General features: G+C 62.0%; 19 protein-coding genes. 8 read left to right on the top strand and 11 right to left on the bottom strand.

Annotated elements, in window-relative coordinates:
• Window positions 1-24: 24 nt before the first annotated feature.
• From ACX80F_RS14710 to ACX80F_RS14690, 5 genes are all read right to left on the bottom strand, one after another.
• Window positions 25-1131: an IS110 family RNA-guided transposase gene (locus ACX80F_RS14710; RefSeq protein WP_459337202.1), complete on the bottom strand. Its 1107-nt coding sequence runs from the start codon at window positions 1129-1131 to the stop codon at window positions 25-27.
• Between the two features lie 775 nt (window positions 1132-1906).
• Window positions 1907-2851: an oxygenase MpaB family protein gene (locus tag ACX80F_RS14705; protein ID WP_459337147.1), complete on the bottom strand. Its 945-nt coding sequence runs from the start codon at window positions 2849-2851 to the stop codon at window positions 1907-1909.
• A gap of 110 nt (window positions 2852-2961) precedes the next feature.
• Entirely contained in the window at window positions 2962-3357 is a 396-nt protein-coding gene (locus ACX80F_RS14700; protein ID WP_459337146.1) for a hypothetical protein, read from the bottom strand.
• Window positions 3358-3470: 113 nt separating this feature from the next.
• On the bottom strand, window positions 3471-3749 hold the full coding sequence (locus ACX80F_RS14695) for a hypothetical protein (protein ID WP_459337145.1): 279 nt from the start codon (window positions 3747-3749) through the stop codon (window positions 3471-3473).
• 60 nt (window positions 3750-3809) lie between these two features.
• A complete protein-coding gene (locus tag ACX80F_RS14690) occupies window positions 3810-4403 on the bottom strand; it encodes a recombinase family protein (RefSeq protein WP_459337144.1) in 594 nt (197 codons plus the stop codon).
• 394 nt (window positions 4404-4797) lie between these two features.
• Here ACX80F_RS14690 and ACX80F_RS14685 point away from each other — a divergent pair, with 394 nt between their 5' ends.
• Window positions 4798-5778 carry a YaaC family protein gene (locus ACX80F_RS14685; protein WP_459337201.1) on the top strand — a complete coding sequence of 327 codons (981 nt, stop codon included), beginning with the start codon at window positions 4798-4800 and terminating at the stop codon, window positions 5776-5778.
• Between the two features lie 55 nt (window positions 5779-5833).
• Here the strand turns inward: ACX80F_RS14685 and ACX80F_RS14680 are convergent, their stop codons facing one another.
• Window positions 5834-8650, bottom strand: a complete 2817-nt coding sequence (locus ACX80F_RS14680; RefSeq protein WP_459337143.1) for a hypothetical protein — start codon at window positions 8648-8650, stop codon at window positions 5834-5836.
• A gap of 195 nt (window positions 8651-8845) precedes the next feature.
• On the opposite strand from ACX80F_RS14680, the gene ACX80F_RS14675 reads away from it, so the two are divergent.
• The 4 genes from ACX80F_RS14675 to ACX80F_RS14660 all read left to right on the top strand — a co-directional run bounded on the left by ACX80F_RS14675 (window position 8846) and on the right by ACX80F_RS14660 (window position 13002).
• On the top strand, window positions 8846-9349 hold the full coding sequence (locus ACX80F_RS14675; protein WP_459337142.1) for a hypothetical protein: 504 nt from the start codon (window positions 8846-8848) through the stop codon (window positions 9347-9349).
• Between the two features lie 249 nt (window positions 9350-9598).
• On the top strand, window positions 9599-10774 hold the full coding sequence (locus ACX80F_RS14670; protein ID WP_459337141.1) for a helix-turn-helix domain-containing protein: 1176 nt from the start codon (window positions 9599-9601) through the stop codon (window positions 10772-10774).
• Complete coding sequence (locus ACX80F_RS14665) at window positions 10771-11250, top strand: DUF4411 family protein (RefSeq protein WP_459337140.1); 480 nt, start codon at window positions 10771-10773, stop codon at window positions 11248-11250. Before ACX80F_RS14670 ends, ACX80F_RS14665 begins: the two co-directional genes overlap by 4 nt.
• Before the next feature lie 487 nt (window positions 11251-11737).
• A protein-coding gene (locus ACX80F_RS14660) for an IS3 family transposase (RefSeq protein ID WP_459337139.1) occupies window positions 11738-13002 on the top strand; the annotation gives its coding sequence in 2 pieces (ribosomal slippage) (window positions 11738-12041 and window positions 12041-13002; 1266 coding nt in all).
• On the opposite strand, the gene ACX80F_RS14655 is transcribed toward ACX80F_RS14660, so the two are convergent.
• Both ACX80F_RS14655 and ACX80F_RS14650 read right to left on the bottom strand, forming a co-directional pair.
• On the bottom strand, window positions 12981-13718 hold the full coding sequence (locus ACX80F_RS14655) for a helicase associated domain-containing protein (RefSeq protein WP_459337138.1): 738 nt from the start codon (window positions 13716-13718) through the stop codon (window positions 12981-12983). The two genes, ACX80F_RS14660 and ACX80F_RS14655, sit on opposite strands and share 22 nt — an antisense overlap.
• A 71-nt stretch (window positions 13719-13789) precedes the next feature.
• Window positions 13790-14140 carry a DUF6221 family protein gene (locus tag ACX80F_RS14650; protein ID WP_459337137.1) on the bottom strand — a complete coding sequence of 117 codons (351 nt, stop codon included), beginning with the start codon at window positions 14138-14140 and terminating at the stop codon, window positions 13790-13792.
• Between the two features lie 232 nt (window positions 14141-14372).
• Here ACX80F_RS14650 and ACX80F_RS14645 point away from each other — a divergent pair, with 232 nt between their 5' ends.
• The 3 genes from ACX80F_RS14645 (at window position 14373) to ACX80F_RS14635 (ending at window position 15874) form a co-directional block, all read left to right on the top strand.
• Window positions 14373-14813 (top strand): hypothetical protein, encoded by a 441-nt coding sequence (locus ACX80F_RS14645; RefSeq protein WP_459337136.1) that lies wholly within the window; start codon window positions 14373-14375, stop codon window positions 14811-14813.
• Window positions 14814-14995: 182 nt separating this feature from the next.
• A complete protein-coding gene (locus tag ACX80F_RS14640; protein ID WP_459337135.1) occupies window positions 14996-15328 on the top strand; it encodes a hypothetical protein in 333 nt (110 codons plus the stop codon).
• A 207-nt stretch (window positions 15329-15535) separates the two neighbouring features.
• Window positions 15536-15874, top strand: a complete 339-nt coding sequence (locus ACX80F_RS14635) for a histone-like nucleoid-structuring protein Lsr2 (protein WP_459337134.1) — start codon at window positions 15536-15538, stop codon at window positions 15872-15874.
• Between the two features lie 40 nt (window positions 15875-15914).
• Here ACX80F_RS14635 and ACX80F_RS14630 read toward each other — a convergent pair whose 3' ends face one another.
• The 3 genes from ACX80F_RS14630 to ACX80F_RS14620 all read right to left on the bottom strand — a co-directional run bounded on the left by ACX80F_RS14630 (window position 15915) and on the right by ACX80F_RS14620 (window position 18866).
• The gene (locus tag ACX80F_RS14630) at window positions 15915-16256 is read right to left on the bottom strand and encodes a hypothetical protein (protein ID WP_459337133.1); all 342 of its coding nucleotides are present in this window, start codon (window positions 16254-16256) and stop codon (window positions 15915-15917) included.
• Between the two features lie 1781 nt (window positions 16257-18037).
• Window positions 18038-18250 (bottom strand): hypothetical protein, encoded by a 213-nt coding sequence (locus ACX80F_RS14625; protein ID WP_459337132.1) that lies wholly within the window; start codon window positions 18248-18250, stop codon window positions 18038-18040.
• A gap of 22 nt (window positions 18251-18272) precedes the next feature.
• The gene (locus ACX80F_RS14620; RefSeq protein WP_459337131.1) at window positions 18273-18866 is read right to left on the bottom strand and encodes an AAA family ATPase; all 594 of its coding nucleotides are present in this window, start codon (window positions 18864-18866) and stop codon (window positions 18273-18275) included.
• Window positions 18867-20010: the final 1144 nt, after the last annotated feature.

Here is a 20010-nt window from a genome sequence, read left to right as displayed (position 1 = left end):
AGTCGGCACGCTCCCCCAGTTCTCCTATTCCAGGTAAGGGGCTCCCCCGGCAGCCTGGAACCGGGTAGGTTCCGCGGCGGCGTAAAGGGAGTTGAGTTGGCGGTAGAGGATTCGGGCGATGTAGCGCTTGAGGGATCTGCGGATCTCGCGGTAGCTGCGGCCTTCCTGGGTGCGTCTGGCGACGTAGTCCCGGGTTCCGGGGTCGTGGACCATCCGGGTCATGGTGATGGTGTGCAAGGCTCGGTTGAGGCGCCTATCACCGCCCCGGTTGAGCCGGTGCCGGACAGTGTTCCCGCTTGAGGCCGGCAAGGGGTTCACCCCTGCCAGGGACGCGAACGCAGCTTCGCTGCGAACCCTTCCTGGATGCGACCACGCTGCTAGGACAGCAGCGACTGTGACGGCCCCGGCGCCGACCATCTCCAGCAGCGGCGCCGCGGGGCTCTGCTGGATCAGCTCTGTCATGCGTTTCTGGTTCGCCATCAGCTGGTCGGTCACCTCGTGAACGCGGCGCGCCAACCGAACTGCTTCCTCGCGCGCGATCGATAGTTCGATCTGTTCCTGTCGTTCCCGCCATCTGGTGATCGTGTCGATCTGGGCAGGAACCAATGATTTACGGGCGTCGATTCCCAGATCATGGGCCCGGAGTAGGGCGGTGAGTGCATTGATGTTCACTGTTCGGTCCCGGGTCAACTGATCCCGGGCTGCGCTCAGAATCCTGAGCCCGGCACGGGCTCCTTTATCCCGGCGCGGGGCTCGCAGCTGGGACTCCTCCAAGCCAATGACAGCGCCTCCGATGGCGGCGGCGTCTAGCGGATCGGATTTGCCGATCCCCCGGCGCCCCCGGGCATTCATCCGTGGAGCCTCGGCGACGTCATAACCGGCGTCGGCTACGGCCCGTGCCAGACGCGCCCCGTACGAGCCGACACCCTCGACGGCCCAAAGACAGGCCATATCGCCGTCAGTGCGTCGGCCTACCCAAGCGAGTGCGCGGGAAATCCCTGCCGAGGTGGTCGGGAACTGCTCGCATGCGACCTGTCGCTTGCTACTGGCTTCGATGATGGCGTACGTGTGTGTGCGGGCGTGGCAGTCCACGCCGATGACGAATGGGCGGGTCTGCGCAACGAGGGTCACTGCGGCCACCCTCCTTCCTATCGAACGGGCATGACTGGTCGCATCGCGACCGGCACTGACCTGGGAGGAGTCACGTCGAGGCAAAACTGTGATGAGCCACAACCGCAGGGGCTGGGCAGGCTTCTAATCAAGCCACCGTCGTGGGACAGGTCAACGCCGGCCACTCCACCCAGCGCGGACAAGTCGGGGGAAATGCACCCTCACGGGGCCATTGCTTTTTCGAGTCACCCGCCAGGCAGAACGACCGGCATCAACACTGCCAGCCAGTCCCAGACCAACCACTGCAAGACTCACAGTTGTTTTTTGCCTGCTGGCGAGCTCGCTCGCTCGTCTCCGACGGAGCAGTGCTCAACGCCGTAGGTGCGAGGGTGCGGCAATCCTGGGAGGAAATAAGCGACGCAGGAGCGCCGGACAGAATTGGTGTGCCCGATGCCGGCGGAGCCGGTTGATGGTGTGGAGCGGGGGCGCATAATCCGTAGGACAGCAGCGAAAAACGCCCGGACTGGATGCGACGAAGGTGCAGCCTGGCCGGAACAGGCCGGAGCGAAGCGCAGGACCATTGCCCTGGTTGGAGCGCCAGCGGAAACCAGGGAAGCACTACAGGTGAGACACCCGCGGCCGCCGGCCACCTGCGGGCGCCGGCCAGGAACCCCAGGAACGACGAAGGGCCGGCACCATCGGTGGCGGCCCGTGCTCAACCATTCAATTACTCATTCACTCATTGGCGTCGACCAGACGTGGTGAGCGTGGTCGGGGCAGTAGTTGCGGCCGCGGCTCAGTCGAGCCAGTCCGGGGGGCCAGCGAGGCCGAGCCGGTAGCGCGCCGCATCCACGGAGGGGCTGTGCGGTCCGAGGGCCAGCTGGAAGGTCCGCAACTGCAAGCGGGTGCGCTGCAACCGAAGGCGATTAGCAAGCGAGCGGTCGCCGCGACCGGGCACCCCGGCGAGGGGAGCCACGGACGGGGAGATGACCAGCGCTCCGGCGCTTGCGAGGCCGCTGTAGAAGATCCGCTCGGCCCGGTTCAGCCCGTCTGGGGCGGAGAGGAAGGTCAGGAGCTCGGCGGGGACGGGTTCGAGGTCGGGTTCCATCGCGCGCAGTGCCTCGGCGAGTTCCTGGCGGTTGACCGGGAGGTCCTCGGCTCCGAGCGCCTGGGCGCTGCGGGACCAGTCGGCGATGTACGTGTCGGCCCAGTTGCGACCGAATCGCGGGGCGAGGTCGTGGCCGACGGCCTCGTGGGCTCCGAGGAAGGCGTCGGTGAAGGCCAGGTGCACCCAACGGAGCAGGGCGGGGTCGGAGGCGGAGTAGGCGCGGCCGTCGTCGGTGGTGCCGCGAACCCGCCCGTGCATGCCGCGGACCCGCGCTGAATCCCGTTCGGCCAGTTCCGCGGAGCCGAAGGTGCTGATGGTGAGCCAGCGCGCGGTCCCGGCGAGGCGGGCCCAGGGGTCGCTGCGGTAGGAGGAGTGCCGTGCGACCCCGGCCATCGCGAGCGGGTGTGCGCCCTGTCCGAGGAGGGCCGCGACGCCGCCGACCAAAGTGGAAAGGCCACCGTGGACCTGCCAGACGACGCCGTCGGGTTCGAACAAGCCTGGGCCTTCTCCGACCAGGGCGATGTCGCGCACCCAGTCCGGCGCCCCAGTGGGGTCTCCGGAGACCCGGGCGCGGAACGCGCTGCGGACGCGGTGAGCCAACTCGGCGGGGCGCGGGATCGAGCTCACAGGCATGATGCTCCAACGACGGTAGGTCGGGTACGACGGACACCCAAAACAGGACTCCACTACACAGCGTAGAACATGGCCCTGACACGGCGATGGCCGAGAGGACCCTTCCGTGGTCAGAAGAGCGTTGGTGCTTCGGGGTCGATGCCGCTGATTAGGGGGCGGATGATCGGTTCGTTCCAGCCGTGCTCGAGGAGGGCTGTGCGTAGTGTGAGCGACTGGGCGCGGAACTGGGCACGGCCAACACCGCGCCACCGGAAGGTCGAGGCGTTCGCGTGCCGGCCCTTCTGGGACCGGTCAAGCATGTTCAACGCCTGGGTGCCCGGCAGCAGATGCGTGTCTGCCCCGGTGCTGGCGTGAACGCACAGGGGTACGTCGCAGACGTGCATGAGCGCGATGCCGGGGTGCAGGGTCTCCCCGGTGAGGTGTTCGTAGGCGTAGCGTTGCGGCCGCAGGGCGCGCTGCTCACCGTCCCTGGCGACCCAGAACCGCCCGTAGCCATCGTCGGCCACCGCGCCGGTCCAGATCCAGCAATCATGCGGCCGCGGGCCCTTGAAAATTTTCTCCCAGAATCGGTCAGCCTCTACCCTGCGCTGTCTCATCGCCGGCTACCTCTGCCAGGACGTCATCGGACCCGCGCTGCTCGGCGGACGATCGGCCGGCGACCCTCCATCCGCACCACTCCGACGATCACCAGTGCAGCTGCGGCGACGACCATCAGCTGACCCCACCACGGCGCGGCGGCCGCGACGACCAGAACGTACAGGCCGGCGAACCAGAGTGCGATCGCCAGCGCGCCGGCGATCTTGTTGCGGACCCGCGGCGGGATGGGCAGCAGTAGCAGCGGGAGCCGGAGGATGAAACGGACGAACAGGTAGCTGTACCGGATGCTCGAGGTCAGCAACTAGCGGATCAGTCGGATCATCGCGCTCCCCTGACTACGGGGCGGTTGCGGCGGATAGGTTTAGCTCGTATGGTTTTGGGCCTCGTGGGCTTGCTGGTGCCGGTACAGGGTGGCCCTGCTCCAGCCAACCAGACGCGCCGCATCCTCGGCGGTCCTGCCTTTCGCGCGGGCGTCGGCCACGACGTCGAGCTTCGCGGCGATGACCTTCGGGTCCGAGCGTGGTCGGCCGAAGCGGGTCCCGTTCTGCCGGGCCGCCACCAGGCCGGCGTTGACGCGTTCGACGATGAGTTCACGCTCGTACTCGGCGAGGGTGGCGAGCATGTTCAGCATCAGCCGGCCCGTCGAGGTTTCCGGATCAATGCCATCCGACAAGGACCGCACTAAAATCCCCCGCTCACGAAGGAGGTTCACCGTGTTCAGCACATCGATCAACGACCGCCCGAGACGGTCGACCCGCCAGACCACGACGGTGTCACCTTCATTGGCGTACTCGAGTAGCTTCTTCATTCCGGGCCGCTCAAGCGCGGTTCTGCTCCCGGAGGTCACATCAGCGAACACGTCCCGCTTCTGCACCCCGGCGGCGACTAGTGCGTCGAGTTGCAGCTTCGCATCCTGCGTCGATGTACTCACGCGGGTGTATCCAAGATGCCTCATTTGACTAGTGTGCCTCAGAAAGTCCGGGTGACACGAGAACTGAGACATTTTATAGCGAGACGGCTTTCCGAGACAGAGCGTGCCCTGGAGTTCCACGGAAGTTCTCGGGCCCCAAAGGTGCCACCTGAGTGTCTTGGAAAACTGTAGTTTTTTGAGACGCGTTCGGAGGGCGGTTGCCCTGGATAGGCGTACCGCTTGAGGTACGTTTGCGCCCGTCTTCATCGCCCGGGCTAAACGTCCCTCCCCCGGCCTGGCGCGGCCGGCAGGTCCGGAACCCCTGCGTGGTGCCAGTAAACGACCGGCTTGCCGTCATATTGCGCAAGCTCTCACCGACTACAGACGGGCCACAGCTGCACGTCCCCAAAGGAGCAGCAACTTGGCGGAAGATGGTCTAATGCCAAGACGCATCTTCGAAGGTGACTCAGAGGATTCCAAGGAAAGCTGGCTCAGAATCCGCGCGCTTCGCTCCAGACCTCCTACCTGGATGCCCGAGAGCCGGAAGCAACTATTCGTGAGCGCTCTGGAACAGGCTGAGCAGCAGTTCAAGGCGGCTGAGCACATCGGTTACGAATCAAGGTCCCTCAACTTGTATTACGGGCTGTCTCAGGCAGGACGGGCGATATCAGCGGCGCTTACACCCACGGCTAAAACGACTTCACCTGAGGTGCGGGGGCACGGACTCAAACTCTTGCAGCTAGACAGCCTCAAAGCAGATGCTCTCTTTAGCTGCGAGATTAGAGGAGACGGCGGAACTGACTCATCATTCGGCAGGCTCGCATGGTTGCTCAATTCAGATCCCCTAAAGACGCCTGTGTCTCTGGCTGCAATGTGGAACATGGTTCTCGAAGTCTCTCTAGATTTCCCACAGCCCAACTACCCCCTTCCGCTCTTCGTCAATCGTGTCTACGACGGTTCGCTTCCAGGGCAGTACAGCCAGCGTCACTTCACGATCCCTCTGAGCGAACAGGACGCAGAGGAGAACGGTGCGGCAATAAAGCGTCAATACCCGGACCTTGAACCGGCCCTACTCGTTACAACCACAGGCAACGGACAGCACATCGATGATGCGGGTGCACGCCTAGATCTAGCAAAGTTTGAGCTTGAGAACTTCGAATCACACCTTCGCGGCTACAGGAGGTCCACGGTACTCATGCCGGCGGTCGTCCCAGGGCAGAAATCGCTGGATCCAATCCTTAGCTGGTGGGTACTGCTCTACGGACTGTCGATGATCACACGCTACAAGCCCGTTGTGTGGACGCAGGCGGTCGATGTTAACCAATCGCATCACGCAGTGCCGCTTGAGACAGTCCTTTCGAAGGCTAGTGATGCGCTACCAAACCAGATTCTGTCGCTCCTGAACCGACCACCACAATAAAAGGGCGAGGGCTGAGATGCCGCCAACACCATTGTGCTCGCCTCAGGAGGTAAGTTCACTCGCCAAGAATGTCGTGCGTGCTCCGAATCATTTGACCGATTGGCGTATCGAGGTCCATCATTCGCGCATCGTAGTCGGAGTATCCCAACAGGGGCGCAATAATCGAGTCCGCCTCACCATGTGACCATGAAGATACTATTGCCCCGACATGGTCACCGAACTCGTTAGGTACCGCAATTATGGGCCAGGCGGAGAGTTCAGTGGGTCGTCTCGGAAGTCTTCGGACAACTACGACGCCTTGGCCATCATCAACCTCTAGAGCGCACGCATTCCAGTTGCCGAAGTCACTCCACCCTGCATCCGTGTCCTCCCAAAAGCCCACGAGCAACGAACGCTGATGATCGGTCGCTTCTTCGACGCCAACCGATTCCAACGCACTCACCGCGTTCATGAGTCGCTGACGCTCACCGCGAATCTCTCGCTCGAGCATTTCGGGATCAGGGGCGAAAAGCACCGACCGGAGCCCTGAGTTGTACTTCTTACCAGCCGTGTCTATATCATCCATAACTGCCGTCAGCGGATGGGGGATCGAAGACTTCGAGCCGTAATGAGTCGTCGCCTTAACGATGTGCTCCCCGCCAGCTAAGAAGCCGTCGGCACGCAGCTGAAGCTCGAAAAACGGATTGCGAGGATCGGAAGCAAAGGGCGCGATGTCTTGTGTGGGCCGCACGTTGTCCGTGCGTACTTCGAATGAGGTCCAAGAGTCAGGGGCTGTACGTGTCTCAACGAGAAAGCGCCTACGCCCCAAGTTGAGCACTTCAACCTCGTCGACTGTACTGATCGTTCCTAGCGCTGTCGCGTACTGCGCCCTCAAATCGAGGAAAGTGATGATTTCCTCTGGGGCAGGCGATGACGTTTTCGCCAGCTTCAGCCCCAGTAATTCCATCGCCATCCGATAGCGTGCGTATCGCAGGCGCGGCTGTGGCAGGGGAAGCACTCTGTCGGGTCGCACACGCGAGGTGCGGTCGGCAATGGCAAGCACCGCTCGCTCTGCCTGGTCTCTAGCCTCATGATTTCGAAATCTGGCAGTGAAGCTGAACTGCTGGCCATCGACGGTTACCGTCGCCCCGAGACCTATCAAATCGCTGGCACTCTCGATGACGCCGGGGTCACGCAACGCCCTCGCGTGGTCCTTATGCGCGGCGAGGCTTGAGGTGCCTAGGTTGATCACCGCTGCGCTAAACGAGCCCATTACGGGACGTATGAACGCGTTGAAGGTTGCGGTTGCGAGACGCGGCCTCGGAGTAGTGTGAAAACGTAGTTGAATCTCGCCGAGCAAAGCAGCATAGTCGCTATTCTGTCGAACATTGCTGCGTACGAGGCGGAGGTGATCTGCCTCGTCTGTTTGAATCAAGCCTTTTTCTTTGAGTTGCGCCATGGAAGCCAGCGCATCTATTACTCGACCTGACCGCGCCTCGGCATGACGCAGCACCTCCCCTATCTCGGCGAAGGGGGCGAGCATTGAATCCGGCTCGATCACCTCAATCAGACCCCACAGCAAAGCGATGCCTTCGTCGGGCAGCGCAAGAAGGTCCTGAGTGGCACTCCCGGCCGCCGATATCTCGGAGGCTCTTGCAAGAACCGCCGTTGCAGAGGGCACCCACAGCTCAAAGTCACTCCGCCCGTCCACCCACGATGAGACGGCGGCAAACGCTTCTCCAGCAACGTGCTTTCGTGCCTTATCAGCGAGAACCCGCTCCCAAATGAAGGCACGCCGCCGATCGTGGAACCAAGCCTCACCATCAGAGCGACGGATAAAAATGCCTGATTCGAGCAACGAATCCGTCAGGATTCCCCATTCTAAAATATTAAACCCTAGATATTGAAGGATGAAGGCGTCACTTGGTGGGTCAGTGAAGGGAGCTAGTCGGGCTGCAATTGCTCGAAGATTTTCAGGGATATTTTTCCAGGACTCGCGCATAAGCACGTCAAAACCGTTCGGGGCGGTGATCTCGTCGAAGGATGCGTCCGCGCCTGATAGTTGGATGGCATCGGCAATGAAGAACGGATATCCACTTGAGAGTCGAACGATCGTGTCCCAGTGAGCCGGGGGCACATGAGCGGAACTGAGCCACTCTTCGATGGCGGGCTGCGCAAGCGGAAGCAGCTCATGCGGCTCAGTACCTCGCATCTTCATCTGCAAGATTATTTCGTCACCCGCCGCGTGATGGGGCGTAACGCAAGCTACGATCCGTACCGAGCCGACGACGGTGTCGACGAGTTCCGTCAGCAGTCCGCGATCAGATGGCACGAGGCGCTCTGCGTTGTCGAGCCGCAGCACAATGGGGCGGCCCGCGGCCCGGCTGAAGTCTGCAGCGATATCACACAACTCTTTCGCACGGTTAAGAACTCGGATTGATGCTAGTTGATCAGCAAAGCCCAAGATGCCACCTTTGGAAACGTCACCGAGCACCTTCTTACCGATGTCGATGACTTCCTTTCCGAGCTTCGATTCGGCATACGTAAGAGCACGAGCGAGAATCGCGCCACCAATCTCACCGCCGGTGACCGTCGTCGCCCGATCCGCGATTGACTTCACTACGGTCCAAGCGGTGCCCACGTCGGGCGCTTCGGTCAGATACTGCGACATGCAATCACTGATCGCGTCGGCGAGAGCCGTTTGTAAGGAACCTTCTACCGACTTCAGGACGATGGGGCTCGATACCAAAGGTTCATCGGGCCAGATGGTCAAGCTGGAGAGAAAACTCGACTTTCCAATACCGGAATCTCCCACAACGAGCACGAAACCAGCAGGCGTAGCCACGACGGCGTCTAGGTCGTTTTCGCGGCCGTGTATGGCGATCTCATTCATAACTCATATTGTCGCCTGACCGCGTTGAGAAGCACCATGATGGGCATCCACTCGTGGATGTGTTCGAGCGCGTCGGGTGCGGCCCGGGTGAGGATCGGGTTACGCACGCCGACAGTTCGGAAGGTTGGCATGACGAAAGCTAAGCGCAGGCACGTCTGATCCGCCACAGTCGGGTTCATCGGTAATGTCCGAAGAATGATGATCTCGTATGGGCACTGGATCCGGTTCAGCAGCCGGACACTGGGCCTCGTGTGGCAGACCGAGGACGGAACCGGCGAACCCGACGAGGACACCGACTGCGTCCTTACCGACGGTGACAGGGTAGTGACCGTGTCCCCGGCGGACGGGTTCGAAGCGGTGGCAGACCGGCATGGTCTGGCCTTGGAGAAGGGCGATGAGGAGCCGCAAAACCTGGATGGACTGGACCAGCTGCTCGAACTACCGGCCTCGGAGGCAGTCTGCGCGCAGATCCTCAACGCGTGGAACCTGTTCAACGACATAGCCCGTAGCCTCGGAGCCTCCCTGGAGGACCGGGGGCCGGAAGCCTCTGCCTGCTATGACAAGCTTTTCTACGGCAACAACCTTGAAAGCATCACCCCGGCCGGGGAACACTACAGCCCAGACTTCACCCGCCAGGAACGGCTGACCATCATGGAAATCCTCAATCGCGGACGCACCATTCTCACGGCCCACCTCTAAACGAACGCACCACCGCCGCACGAGACCCGCCCACTGAAGGATCCCTGCACGGTCACTGTGTACGCCTGGCTCCCCGTCCTTCGACAGTGCACTTCGGCCTGCTCCTTGCTAACTGTGACCGTTCCGGTATGTGTTCTAAGCCTTGCATCACTTCTACCTCGCGCACCGTTGTCGGTAGACACTCCGCCATTAACACCGAGTTGCACCTTATCGACCGTTAGAATCAAGCAATGGACTGGGGGACATGACATGAAGCTGCGCCGCTTCGCCGCGTCACCCAACGTTCTGTCGTGGGCCCGCACCTCCGCGCGACTCTCAGATGAGGAAGCCGCACGGCGCATTGGTGTCTCCATCACCCGGTTAGCCGAGTGGGAGCGTGGCGACACTGAACCCACAATTAACCAGTTGCGAGCCGCAGCCGATGCATACAACCGCCCGCTGGCTGCCCTATTCCTCACCGCTCCTCCAGAGGAAGAACAAGTTTTCGATCTGCCCGACTTCCGCCGGCCAGAGTCCGAAGGCGAGGAATCAGCTGCCCTGCGCAAGGCGATTCTGCGTGCCAAACGCCAGCAGGAGGCACTGCTGGATGTCCGCGAGGAGCTCGGTGAAGACTTCCTGCCGCCGCTTCAGATTCTTCAGATCGACGAAACTGATCCGGAAAAAGCAGGCCACCAACTCCGAGGACACCTCGGCTTGGACAAGCTTCCAGCCCGAAGCCTCGCCCAGCCCTTGGAGCTGTTGAGGACCCTCGTCCGGAAGGTGGAAGAACGCGGCTACCTGGTCATTCAGGTACAACGTGTGCCGGTGACCGAGATGCGCGGCTTCTCCATTTCAGGAGACCCCGCCCCCGTCATTGCTCTGAACGGAGCCGATTGGCCTCGGGGGAAGATCTACTCATTCCTTCACGAGCTGGCACACGTGAGCCTGCGTCACAGCGGGCTGTGCGACCTGAGTCGTCAATCGTCTGCCCCCGAGGAGCGCTACTGCGATCGGGTGGCAGCTGCGGCCTTGATGCCAGGTCGAGCATTCGCCAGTCTATCCCGAGACCTCAGAATCGATCCGACCTCCTACACGGATCTCAGGACAGTTTCCGACCGGTTTGGAGCCAGTGCCGAGGCGGGGCTGATCAGGATGATCCATCTTGGGCTGGCGACGTGGGACGACTATGCCGAAATGAGGGGTGAGTTCCGGTCAGCCTATGAACGACACAAACAAGACGAGAAGGACGCTCGAAGCGGACGGGACACACCCATTTACTACCAGCTCAAAGTACGTGACCTTGGACGACCCTTCATCGCCTCCATGGTCCGTGCTCACAACGAAGGTGCCCTGAGTTCCAGGGACACCGCCCGACTGCTCGACGTCTCGTACGACAAGATTCCTAAACTTGTCGATCGAATTACTTCCGCGGAGGTTCTCGCGTGACCGCTCTGACCTACTCCCTCGATACCAGCGCGTTGATCGACGGCATCGAGCGGTTCTATCCGCGCCGTCACTTCCCAAAGCTCTGGGACCATGTAGATGCTCTCATCTCTCACGGTCGTCTCCTCATCTCCGAAGAAGCGTGGACGGAAGCGATTTCGACAGACGCACCAGTAAAGGAGTGGTGTGAGGAAACCGGCATGGGACGGGCATCGAGCATGTACGCGACGACATCTGAGGTCGCGTCAGTCGCCGGCGACATCGTCTCTCAATTCCCCCAGTGGTCCGAACAAGGCGGTAAGAACGGCGCTGACCCCTTCGTCATCGCCGTAGCTGAAGTGAAATCCGGCATGGTCATCTCCGGTGAAACCAACGGCGGGCCAGCAAAACCAAAAATCCCGTACGTATGCGCACAACGGCAGATTAATCACGGGAAGCTGATTGACCTGATTCGTAAGGAAGACTGGGTCGTCGGCTGACACAGGCCATACCTCCCCCTTCTACTATTGGTCTACAAATAGATCTCGCAACCACATCAGCGATCGAGCCTGAATAGGCTTTGCCGCTTTCGCGTACCCTGCTGACATCTCGTCTCCCTGGCGCGCCTCCTGTTCACATGGGCACGGCACGAGCTCCCCACGCTCCGCTGCTCGTCCCGCACACATATGGACAGCAGGAACCAAGAGCCCGCCTGCACACAACCACCTGCGTCACCGACACGGGCAGCTCACCTCGAGCGAGCAGTGGCCGTGCACAGCCTCCACGGGTGCGGACTGGGACTAGAGGAGGGATCACGATCAGGGTCTGATTGTCGGCGGTCCCTCGTACTGTCCGCAGAGTGGGCCAGAACAAGCGCCATGCCGCGAACAACGACGAGTTTGAATCGACGGCGGCTAACAGTGGCGCAAGTAATGAACCGCTCTGGGTTTGATGGAGACTCCTGACCTTGGAAACGAGAATAGAGTCATGGCATCAAGTCAGGGAGCCGGGAAGCCGACCGCTCGTCGGTATTCGCCGGAGGAGAAAGCCGCTGCGGTCCGGATGGTGCGGACCTTGCGGGCAGAGCTCGGGACCGAGCACGGGACAGTTCACCGGGTCGCGTCGCAGCTGGGGTACGGAACGGAGTCGGTACGGTCATGGGTCCGGCAGGCCGACGTCGATGAAGGTCAGGCCCCTGGGGTGAGTACTGCCGAGGCCAAGCGGGTGCGGGAGCTTGAACAAGAAGTCCGGGAGCTGCGGCGGGCGAACGAGATCCTGAAGCGGGCCGCGAGTTTCTTCGGGGCGGAGCTCGACCGCCAACACCGGAAGTAATCGCGTTCATCGACGTGAACAGACACGACATCGTCGAAGGCCGACCGCTTGGAGTCGAGCCCATCTGCGCGCTGCTGCAGGTGGCCCCGAGCACGTACTACGCCGCGAAGAACCGCGTCCCGTCCGCGCGTGCCGTCAGCGACGCGATCCTCACCCCGGAGCTAGTCGCCCTGTGGGAGGACAACTACCGCGTCTATGGGGTCCGCAAGCTCTGGAAAGCCGCGCGTCGCGCCGGAATGGTCATCGGCCGGGACCAGACGGGCCGGCTGATGCGATCTGCCGGCATCGAGGGCGCCACCCGTTCGAAGCGGGTGAAGACCACGCGGCCGGATCCGGTCGCAACAAGACACCCGGATCTGGTGAAACGACAGTTCACCGCAGCGGCGCCGAACCGGCTCTGGGTGACCGACCTGACCTTCGTCCCGACATGGGCCGGCGTCGCGTACGTCTGCTTCATCATCGACGCGTACTCGCGGATGATCGTTGGTTGGCGGTGCGCGTCGCACATGCGCACCGAGATGGTCCTCGACGCGATCGAGATGGCTCGCTGGTCACGAGGCACTCACCACGAGGATCTTCGGTGCCACAGCGACGCGGGCAGCCAATTTACGTCGATTCGCTACGGCGAACGCCTCGCGGAAATTGGTGCGACGCCTTCGATAGGGACCGTCGGCGATAGCTATGACAACGCCCTGGCGGAGACGGTGAACGGATACTACAAGACCGAACTCGTCCGTGGTCCAGCCCGCCCTGGTCCGTGGAAGACGGTCGAGGACCTCGAGCTAGCGACCCTCGGATGGGTTCACTGGCACAACACGCAGCGCCTTCACGGCTACCTCGGCGATGTCCCGCCCGCCGAGTTCGAGCAGACGTTCTATGCTGGCCAAACCAACCACAATCAGCTGGTGGGAATCACATAACGCGAGTCTCCATCAAACCCAGAGCGGTTCAAATACCAGCCGGGCAGGGTCTGGTTGAGCTTTTGGAGGCGGTCGGGTCGCAGCCGGTTCTTGCGTTGCCAGGTGCGCTGCCGGCCCAGCCATACGGCGAGGACCGTCTCGTCCGGGTACCGGACGCGGTCATAGATCGGGAACCGCCCGGTATGAGCGTGGAACTGCCGCACTTCCTCGAGGCGCAGCGCCCACAGCGCGTCGGCATTACCCCTCCTCATACCCACCCACTCCCCCAGCGCATTCAGGGACTGGATCCTGTCGGGGGTAAGGGTGCCGGCGTCGTAGTTCCTGCGCTGATTCTCCACCCACCGATACAGCACACGACTGTCCTGACTGTCGTTCTGCGCCGGGATCCTCCCGTGAGCGCGCACATGGGCTGTGAGGCGGGCGTAGTGCTCCCACCACACCTGCTCCCGGCTCCGCCGGCGGTGCTTCCTGTTCGCCGGCCATGCGGGCTGATCATGAACCAACCAGCATCGGTCGAACCATGTCGGGTCTCGTTCGATCTGCCGGTCGACGGCGCGGGCCACGCGCTTCACGGGCACCCTGCACCAGGCGGCGATTACCGGTGCGGGTACGCCGCGGGAGTACATGAGCAGCCACTCCTGCCTGCTCTCACACGCCGCCCACAGGTCCTCGTCCTCGGACAAGATCGGCTCATCCACGCCCGCGGGAACCGTCATCAGGTCGTCTCGGCGTTCCGACGGCGTCTCCCTCGGGTCAGCAGGAGCGTGGATGGGGGTCTGCATCGGCGTCAGGTCGCCCAGTCCGGGTTGTAGGCGGGGTGTGCGGCCCAGGGCAGGGCGAGCAGCTCGAGGATCTTGCCTCTGTAGTCCTGATCCCCGGCCGGCTCATACGCCCAATCGACGCTCTGGACGTGTCCGACCAGGCGGCGTTTGACCTCACACTCCGTCAGCAGCCGCTCCCCCACCTGAACGGGTATCACCCCGGCCCCGGCGAGGACCTCCAGATCGTCGGTGATGCGCGCCAGGATGAACGCGGCCAGCTCATCCATCGGATCAGCAGTACCGTCTGATCCCGTCTGGTTCGTTTGGCCCATCTGGTCTGTTTGATCCGTCCGGTCCGTACTGTTCGTGCGGTTCATGGTGTCGAGGGTAACCAGAGGACACGCAGGGCGGGGGTGCGGCGCACCCACCTGTGGACGGCTTTGAGCTCCACCCTCACGGGCTCCACCCGCCCACACGTGGATGCCCCACACCCCGTGTGTCAGCAACCGGGCCCGGCTGTCGGGTTTGGCTTCCCAAATAATCGAACCTGTGTTCTATTTTAAGGAACCTGTCCGAGGGACGGCAGGACGGATCAGGAGAAACACACCCATGGCGACCACGACCACCCACCGCAGGAACACCACCCACCCACATACCCCCGCACAGGGCGCCAGGGCCGGCGGCAAGACGGGCAGTGGGGCTAATAGTGGAACGAAGGGTGGACCGGTTGGGCAGACCGCGTCGCAGGTGCTCGATGAGACCGCGGCCGTCCGGTTCCTGCCCTCGGGGCTCCCGCTGGCGCTGCGCTGGCGGGGTGGCCTGTGGCAGGTCATCGGCGCCCCCGCCTCCTGGTCCAGCCCAAACAACCGACCCGGACCCACCTCGACCCCTCCTCCCCTACCCGAGTCTGGGGGCAATGCCGGCACCCGGTTTTGGCGGTTCCAGGCACAGACCGGGCCGGCGTCCCCGGTGCTGGAGTTCGAGATGAGCGCCGACACACAATCAACCAACTGGCGGCTGCGCGGCGTCATCACCGTCTACGGCTTCTAACCGGACACCAGCCAACTCCGAGCAATCCCGGCCGACTTCCTGACTAGCTCACGATCAATGCGTTTATTGGGTTCGGTCGGGGTGTAATCGGTTCGTGCCGGGCCAATACGGACCGGAGATAGAGAAGCAAGTAGCGAATTATGGGTCAGAGCCGAAGGTACAAGGCTTTTTATGCCCGTGCGATGGATGAGCGGATCGAGGAGTTCGTGATGCGCGAGGAACTCATCATGCTCACCGCGGCCGAACTCGACCTCGAGAACACTCCTGCCACCAATTTCCCGGAACCCCGCCGGGTGTACGCGTGGATCCGCTACCCCTCCAAAGCCTTCCGCATCCAGGCCCACGCCATCTCCTACACCAGGACCGCCGTGAAGATCCGATTCCTCGAACCCCTCATCCACATCCACCGGGAAGGCTGGGTATGGCTCAATTCCGTCACCCCCGCCCCCACCGACAATCCCAGGGACGCGTCCGTGGACAACTCCGCTGACAGGCCCACTCCCCCACGCCACTAACCCAACCCACGCGCACACGGCATAGATCTGATATGAGCCCCGGTGCACACCCGCGAATCAGTTGGCAACAAACCAGCAATCAGCCACACGTAATGGTTTGGTGCTTTTCGAGTAATACGCGGGCGTGCAAAACATATTGATTCTGCGATAGAGTCGACCACTGGGGATTAGCAATTTACTGTCAACGATTCTAGGAGTAACCAGATAATGGCACAGCGCGTACAGGTCGAACTCGTCGATGACCTCAACGGGGAGATCGCCCAGGAAACCGTCCGCTTCGGGGTCGATGGCACCGAGTACGAGATCGACCTGACCACGAACAATGCGGAGAAACTCCGCTCAACCCTCGCCGAATACGTGAACAAGGCCCGCAAAGCCACCGGCCGGAAGAGCCAGCGGTCCTCGACGTCGGGCACGTCGACGAACCGGTCCAAGCGTGAAGACACCCAGCAGATCCGCCAGTGGGCCCAGGACAACGGCCACAACCCCAGCCCCCGCGGACGGATCAGTCAGACCATCATCGACGCCTACACGGCAGCCCACTAAACCCCTCCCCCGGCTCCGATACCGGCCTCCCGGGCTGGGTCTAGTCCTGGCCCTGGGTCGGCCGGCCGACGCGCACATACACCTCAGCCGGCCGCAACCGGAGCACTTGGGCGATGTCGTCCCAGGATCCACCCTCATGGTGGGCAAGTCCGACGGCGGCCGCCATCTCCCGCTCCGCGCGCTGCAGCTGCTCCTGACGGCCTACCAGCAGATCCCGCCAGCCCTCGATCAGCCAGCCCCACCCGAACAGGTCTTCGTCGTCGGAGAGCTCGAAACAGTCCCCGAGCAGCCGGTACGACTGCAGCATCTTCGCCGCCTCATTCGGGCCGAGATCATCAAAGTCATTAGTGTCGTTGGACCCGGCGTATGGCGGATTCCTCATCAGCTTGACTCCTCCATCATCGGGATTACGGGGACGGCTGTCCCCCGGTGTGCACCGGTAGTGAAGATCCCGGACGTCTCCCTGATTCCCCCATTCGGGCAGCCGAACGAGGCCTTCCCCATGTCCGGCATCAATGATCCGAGGAGCACACCCTCCATGGCTGCGGGTAGGGCCTACGCGTTACCTCCTGGCCGACTGTGCACAGTCCAAGCTCTCCCCGCTCCACCCACACACACTTGGACAGCAGGAACCCAACCGGACGCCTACACACAACCACCCGCGTCACCGACACCCAGAGATCTCACCTCGAGAGAGCAGTGGCCGTGCACAACCTCCCTTGAGTGCCTGACCGGCATTACACCGTAAGTGCCACACCATTCAGAAGTAACAAACACCAGCACCACTCCCCCATTGTTCGCAGCCATCACCCATTCCACCGGTTCCCTGCCCTCGCCACACTCTCAACTCGGGGCAGGATCACCCAACAACATCGTGCAGGCCGGTGCGAAACACCGGCCCTCCATAACCTAGGCACACCCTCCGCTCAAGAATGCACAGAAATACGGATTTCTGTGTATACGCTTTTACACTTAAACAGATTGCAGTGTCAACAGATTTACAGATCCACAGACTCGCGCTAGCCATCAACCCATCGTTGATGGCTCGATGTGTAGATTCGACCCACCGGGTTAGGGATTTACGACCATCACTCCCCTGAGCCGGGCGGGCACACCCTGGCGCCCAACTGTCTTGATCCACAGCTACGAGTTCTCGCCTACCCTGCTCTAACCCTCTCCCACTTGCCGCACTGGAGGCCTACGCCCCAAAATCGAATGCTTAGGGTCACTCGCCTTGAGCCTGACTTGGAGCGGGGCGCCAAGTCAGCCCTCCCGCCGAGCACGAATGGCGACCACATGCATTTTCCTTACCGGACTTGCTTCTGGGTTTACGCTTTTCTGTTTTTCTATTTTTCTGTGTTGGCGTGGACGGCATCCCGTCCTTTCGCGCGCCTCTCGGCTTCCGGCTGCGGGAATGCGCAGACCTCGGGCCCACCGGATTAGGTTTCCAGAGGCGTCCCCGGAGTTACCCGGTGCTGCCACGACACACTGCGTTCAGCGGCAGCCACCCCGCCAACACGGAAATCTGTTTTTACGGCTTTCTGTTGATACATCTTTCTGTATTTCAGTAGCCTCAGGCGTGTCCGACATCTGAGTGACGGGAGGCAGGGGGACCCTTGGACTGCCGTGGGTCCCGGAGAACCGCCCGCAAGCAGTGCTCAAGGGCGCAGTGTGCACCAGCCCTGGCGTCAGCAGATTCACCGACCGTTGAAAATCGACGGGCGTTTCTGTGAAACCGTATTTCTGTGTATCTTCATTTACTGATGCTCAAGCCTGCGGAATAAGGACTTGACTGCACCTGGGGCCTTCACGGGGGCCGCCTCTGTGACTGACGCTTGCGAGGTGGGGGAGCGGCCGGCTGCTCAGGCCGCGAGATTCGGCAACCCCCTGCGATCAGGAGTCGCGCATCCACCATCGGACTAGCTGTCCGGGCGTATTTCTGTGTTCCTTTATCTACTGAGTGCTTGCTTCCATGGAAGCAAGACTCGACTGGGCCGAGAAGCGAATGCATGAGGGCCAGCCAGCAGGCCGGCCCTCATGCAGCAAAAAGGTCCCCTTTGTAACCACTGAAACTATCCGTGTTTACGTATTTCTGTGCCAGAGTGATTGCTCGTCGTTCAGCGTTAGGCGGTGGGGGAGTGCCTGACCGCTCGGACCGCGAGGCTAATCGGTAATTCCGTCGATGAAGTCCCGGAGGATCTGTGCCATGGGGACTCCAGTGTCCATGGCTCGCAGCTTCAGCTTTCGGTGCTGCGCGAGCGTCAGGTCAAGCGTGAGGCGCTTTGCGTAGTCTTCGTTGGCGTTCTTGAAGGACGAGGAGACCGAGGGCCCGTTGCTCGACAGCGCCGGGTCGATCGCGGTCACCTTGGGTGCCATTCGTTCTGCAAGTGATGGCTTCTTAGCTGGCGATGCCATTGTGTACCTCCAGTAGGTCGAGTGCTACCTGGTCGTAGCCGTGCAGGTTGGCCGGAATAGTGCCGTAGGCATTCTTGATGTCTTCGCGGAGTGGAATGTAGGCGTCAATGACAGCGGCACCAGCGTTCTCGAAGGTCTCAACTGCTATCGCGAGGCTTCTAGTGTTCAGTCTCGCGCGCACAATGAGCACGGCGGCGGGCTTACCGGCTCGTGCGGCCGCCTCAATCGAGGGCCACACCCGCTGGATGTCCATCGCGGATGCATCGGTAGGGATGACCACGACATCTGCGCTGGCGATGGCGGCGTCGATGACTTGAGGGTTGCCTGGGGGAGTGTCGATCACGCTGTGGTCGAACCCATGAGTGGCCTTCTCCATTGTGCGTTGATTGACGACTCTCACAGCGAAGGGCATTAACTCCCCGCTCTCTTCGATGAGCCCCGTCCAGTCTGATGCGGACCCCTGGGGGTCACCGTCAAGCAGCACGACCGTGCCTTTTCTCGCTAAAGCAGAAGCGATGTAGATGGAGCTGGTGGTTTTCGCTACTCCACCTTTGAGGTTTACGAGGGCAACTTTCATACCCTAAGCGTAGCACTGAAACACAGAAATACGGGGGCACAGATAGCCGTGTTTCTGTTTCCGTTGCAGTAGCTTCATCCACATGCGTTCCAGCAGTCACCAGAGGGTGCGACAGCAGCAAAGTCGTGTTCTACCGCTACCCCAGTCGTCGCAAAGCTTTCCGACCGATCCGCAGGACGTTGGCGACCGGTAGGGGAGTGGGGCTCGGTGTCTGGGGAGCCCGGTAGGTTGTGCCGATGACTTCAGCTCCTCGTCCCGGGTGGCACGGTATTCCGCCGAACGCGGACCGCTTTGTGCCTCCGCTGCAGCTCGACGCGCCCGATGGGCCGGTAACGAAGCCGGCCAGGGCGCCGGCGCTGTGGGTTGCGCTGGAGTACCCGGATGGCGGGAAGCAGACGGTGAAGGGGTTTGCGATGGCGTGGACCCCGACCGCGGTGTACGCGCAGTGGGTGGAGTTCTCCCGGGCCCGTGAGGCGTGGGTACGCCCGGATCAGTGCACGCGCCGTGAGATTCCGATCCGGGACCGTTCCGGGTCTTGACCGGTTGCACTGCTGTACTCGGGTCCGTGGAGGCTGTGCAGACCCACTGCTCGCTCGAGGTGACCTGTCGGCGTGTTGGTGACGTGGTGGGTGGGTGCAGGCGGGCTGATGGTTCCTGCTGTCCACGTGGGTGCGGGACAAGCAGCGAAGCGCCGGGGGCTTGTGCCGCACCCAGGTTGGCAGGAGGCTCAGCACAGTGAAGACACCGGTGAACGGTGAAGACGCCCGTTAGGGAGTCTTTTTGTCCTTCCGTTTCTTGGCACGAGGCCCGAGGATTACTCCGGCGAACAGAGCCAGTGCTACGGCGATGACGGTTGCGATTTCCATGACTGCCTTCCTTCGATGGCAACATTGTGGCGACCTCTGAGCAGGCAATCCCCATGGGTCAGCACACGACCGCCAAAGTCCATCACACCTCGGGATGGTGGGAGTCAGACCCCGTGGTCGTTAGGCGGCGTGCCAGAGGGAGTGTTGATGCTCGTCGTCGTCCGCAAGGGGTGGTAGCCAGTAGTCGTCGCGTTCCGGGTCGTGGAGTTCGTGTTCTTCGAGGTGGGGGAGTAGGTGCCGGTCGAGCCAGGCGTGCCAGGCGGCGCGTTCCTTGCGGT

The organism is Arthrobacter sp. TMS2-4, assembly GCF_054511075.1.
This window is presented reverse-complemented; position numbering and strand designations above follow the sequence as displayed.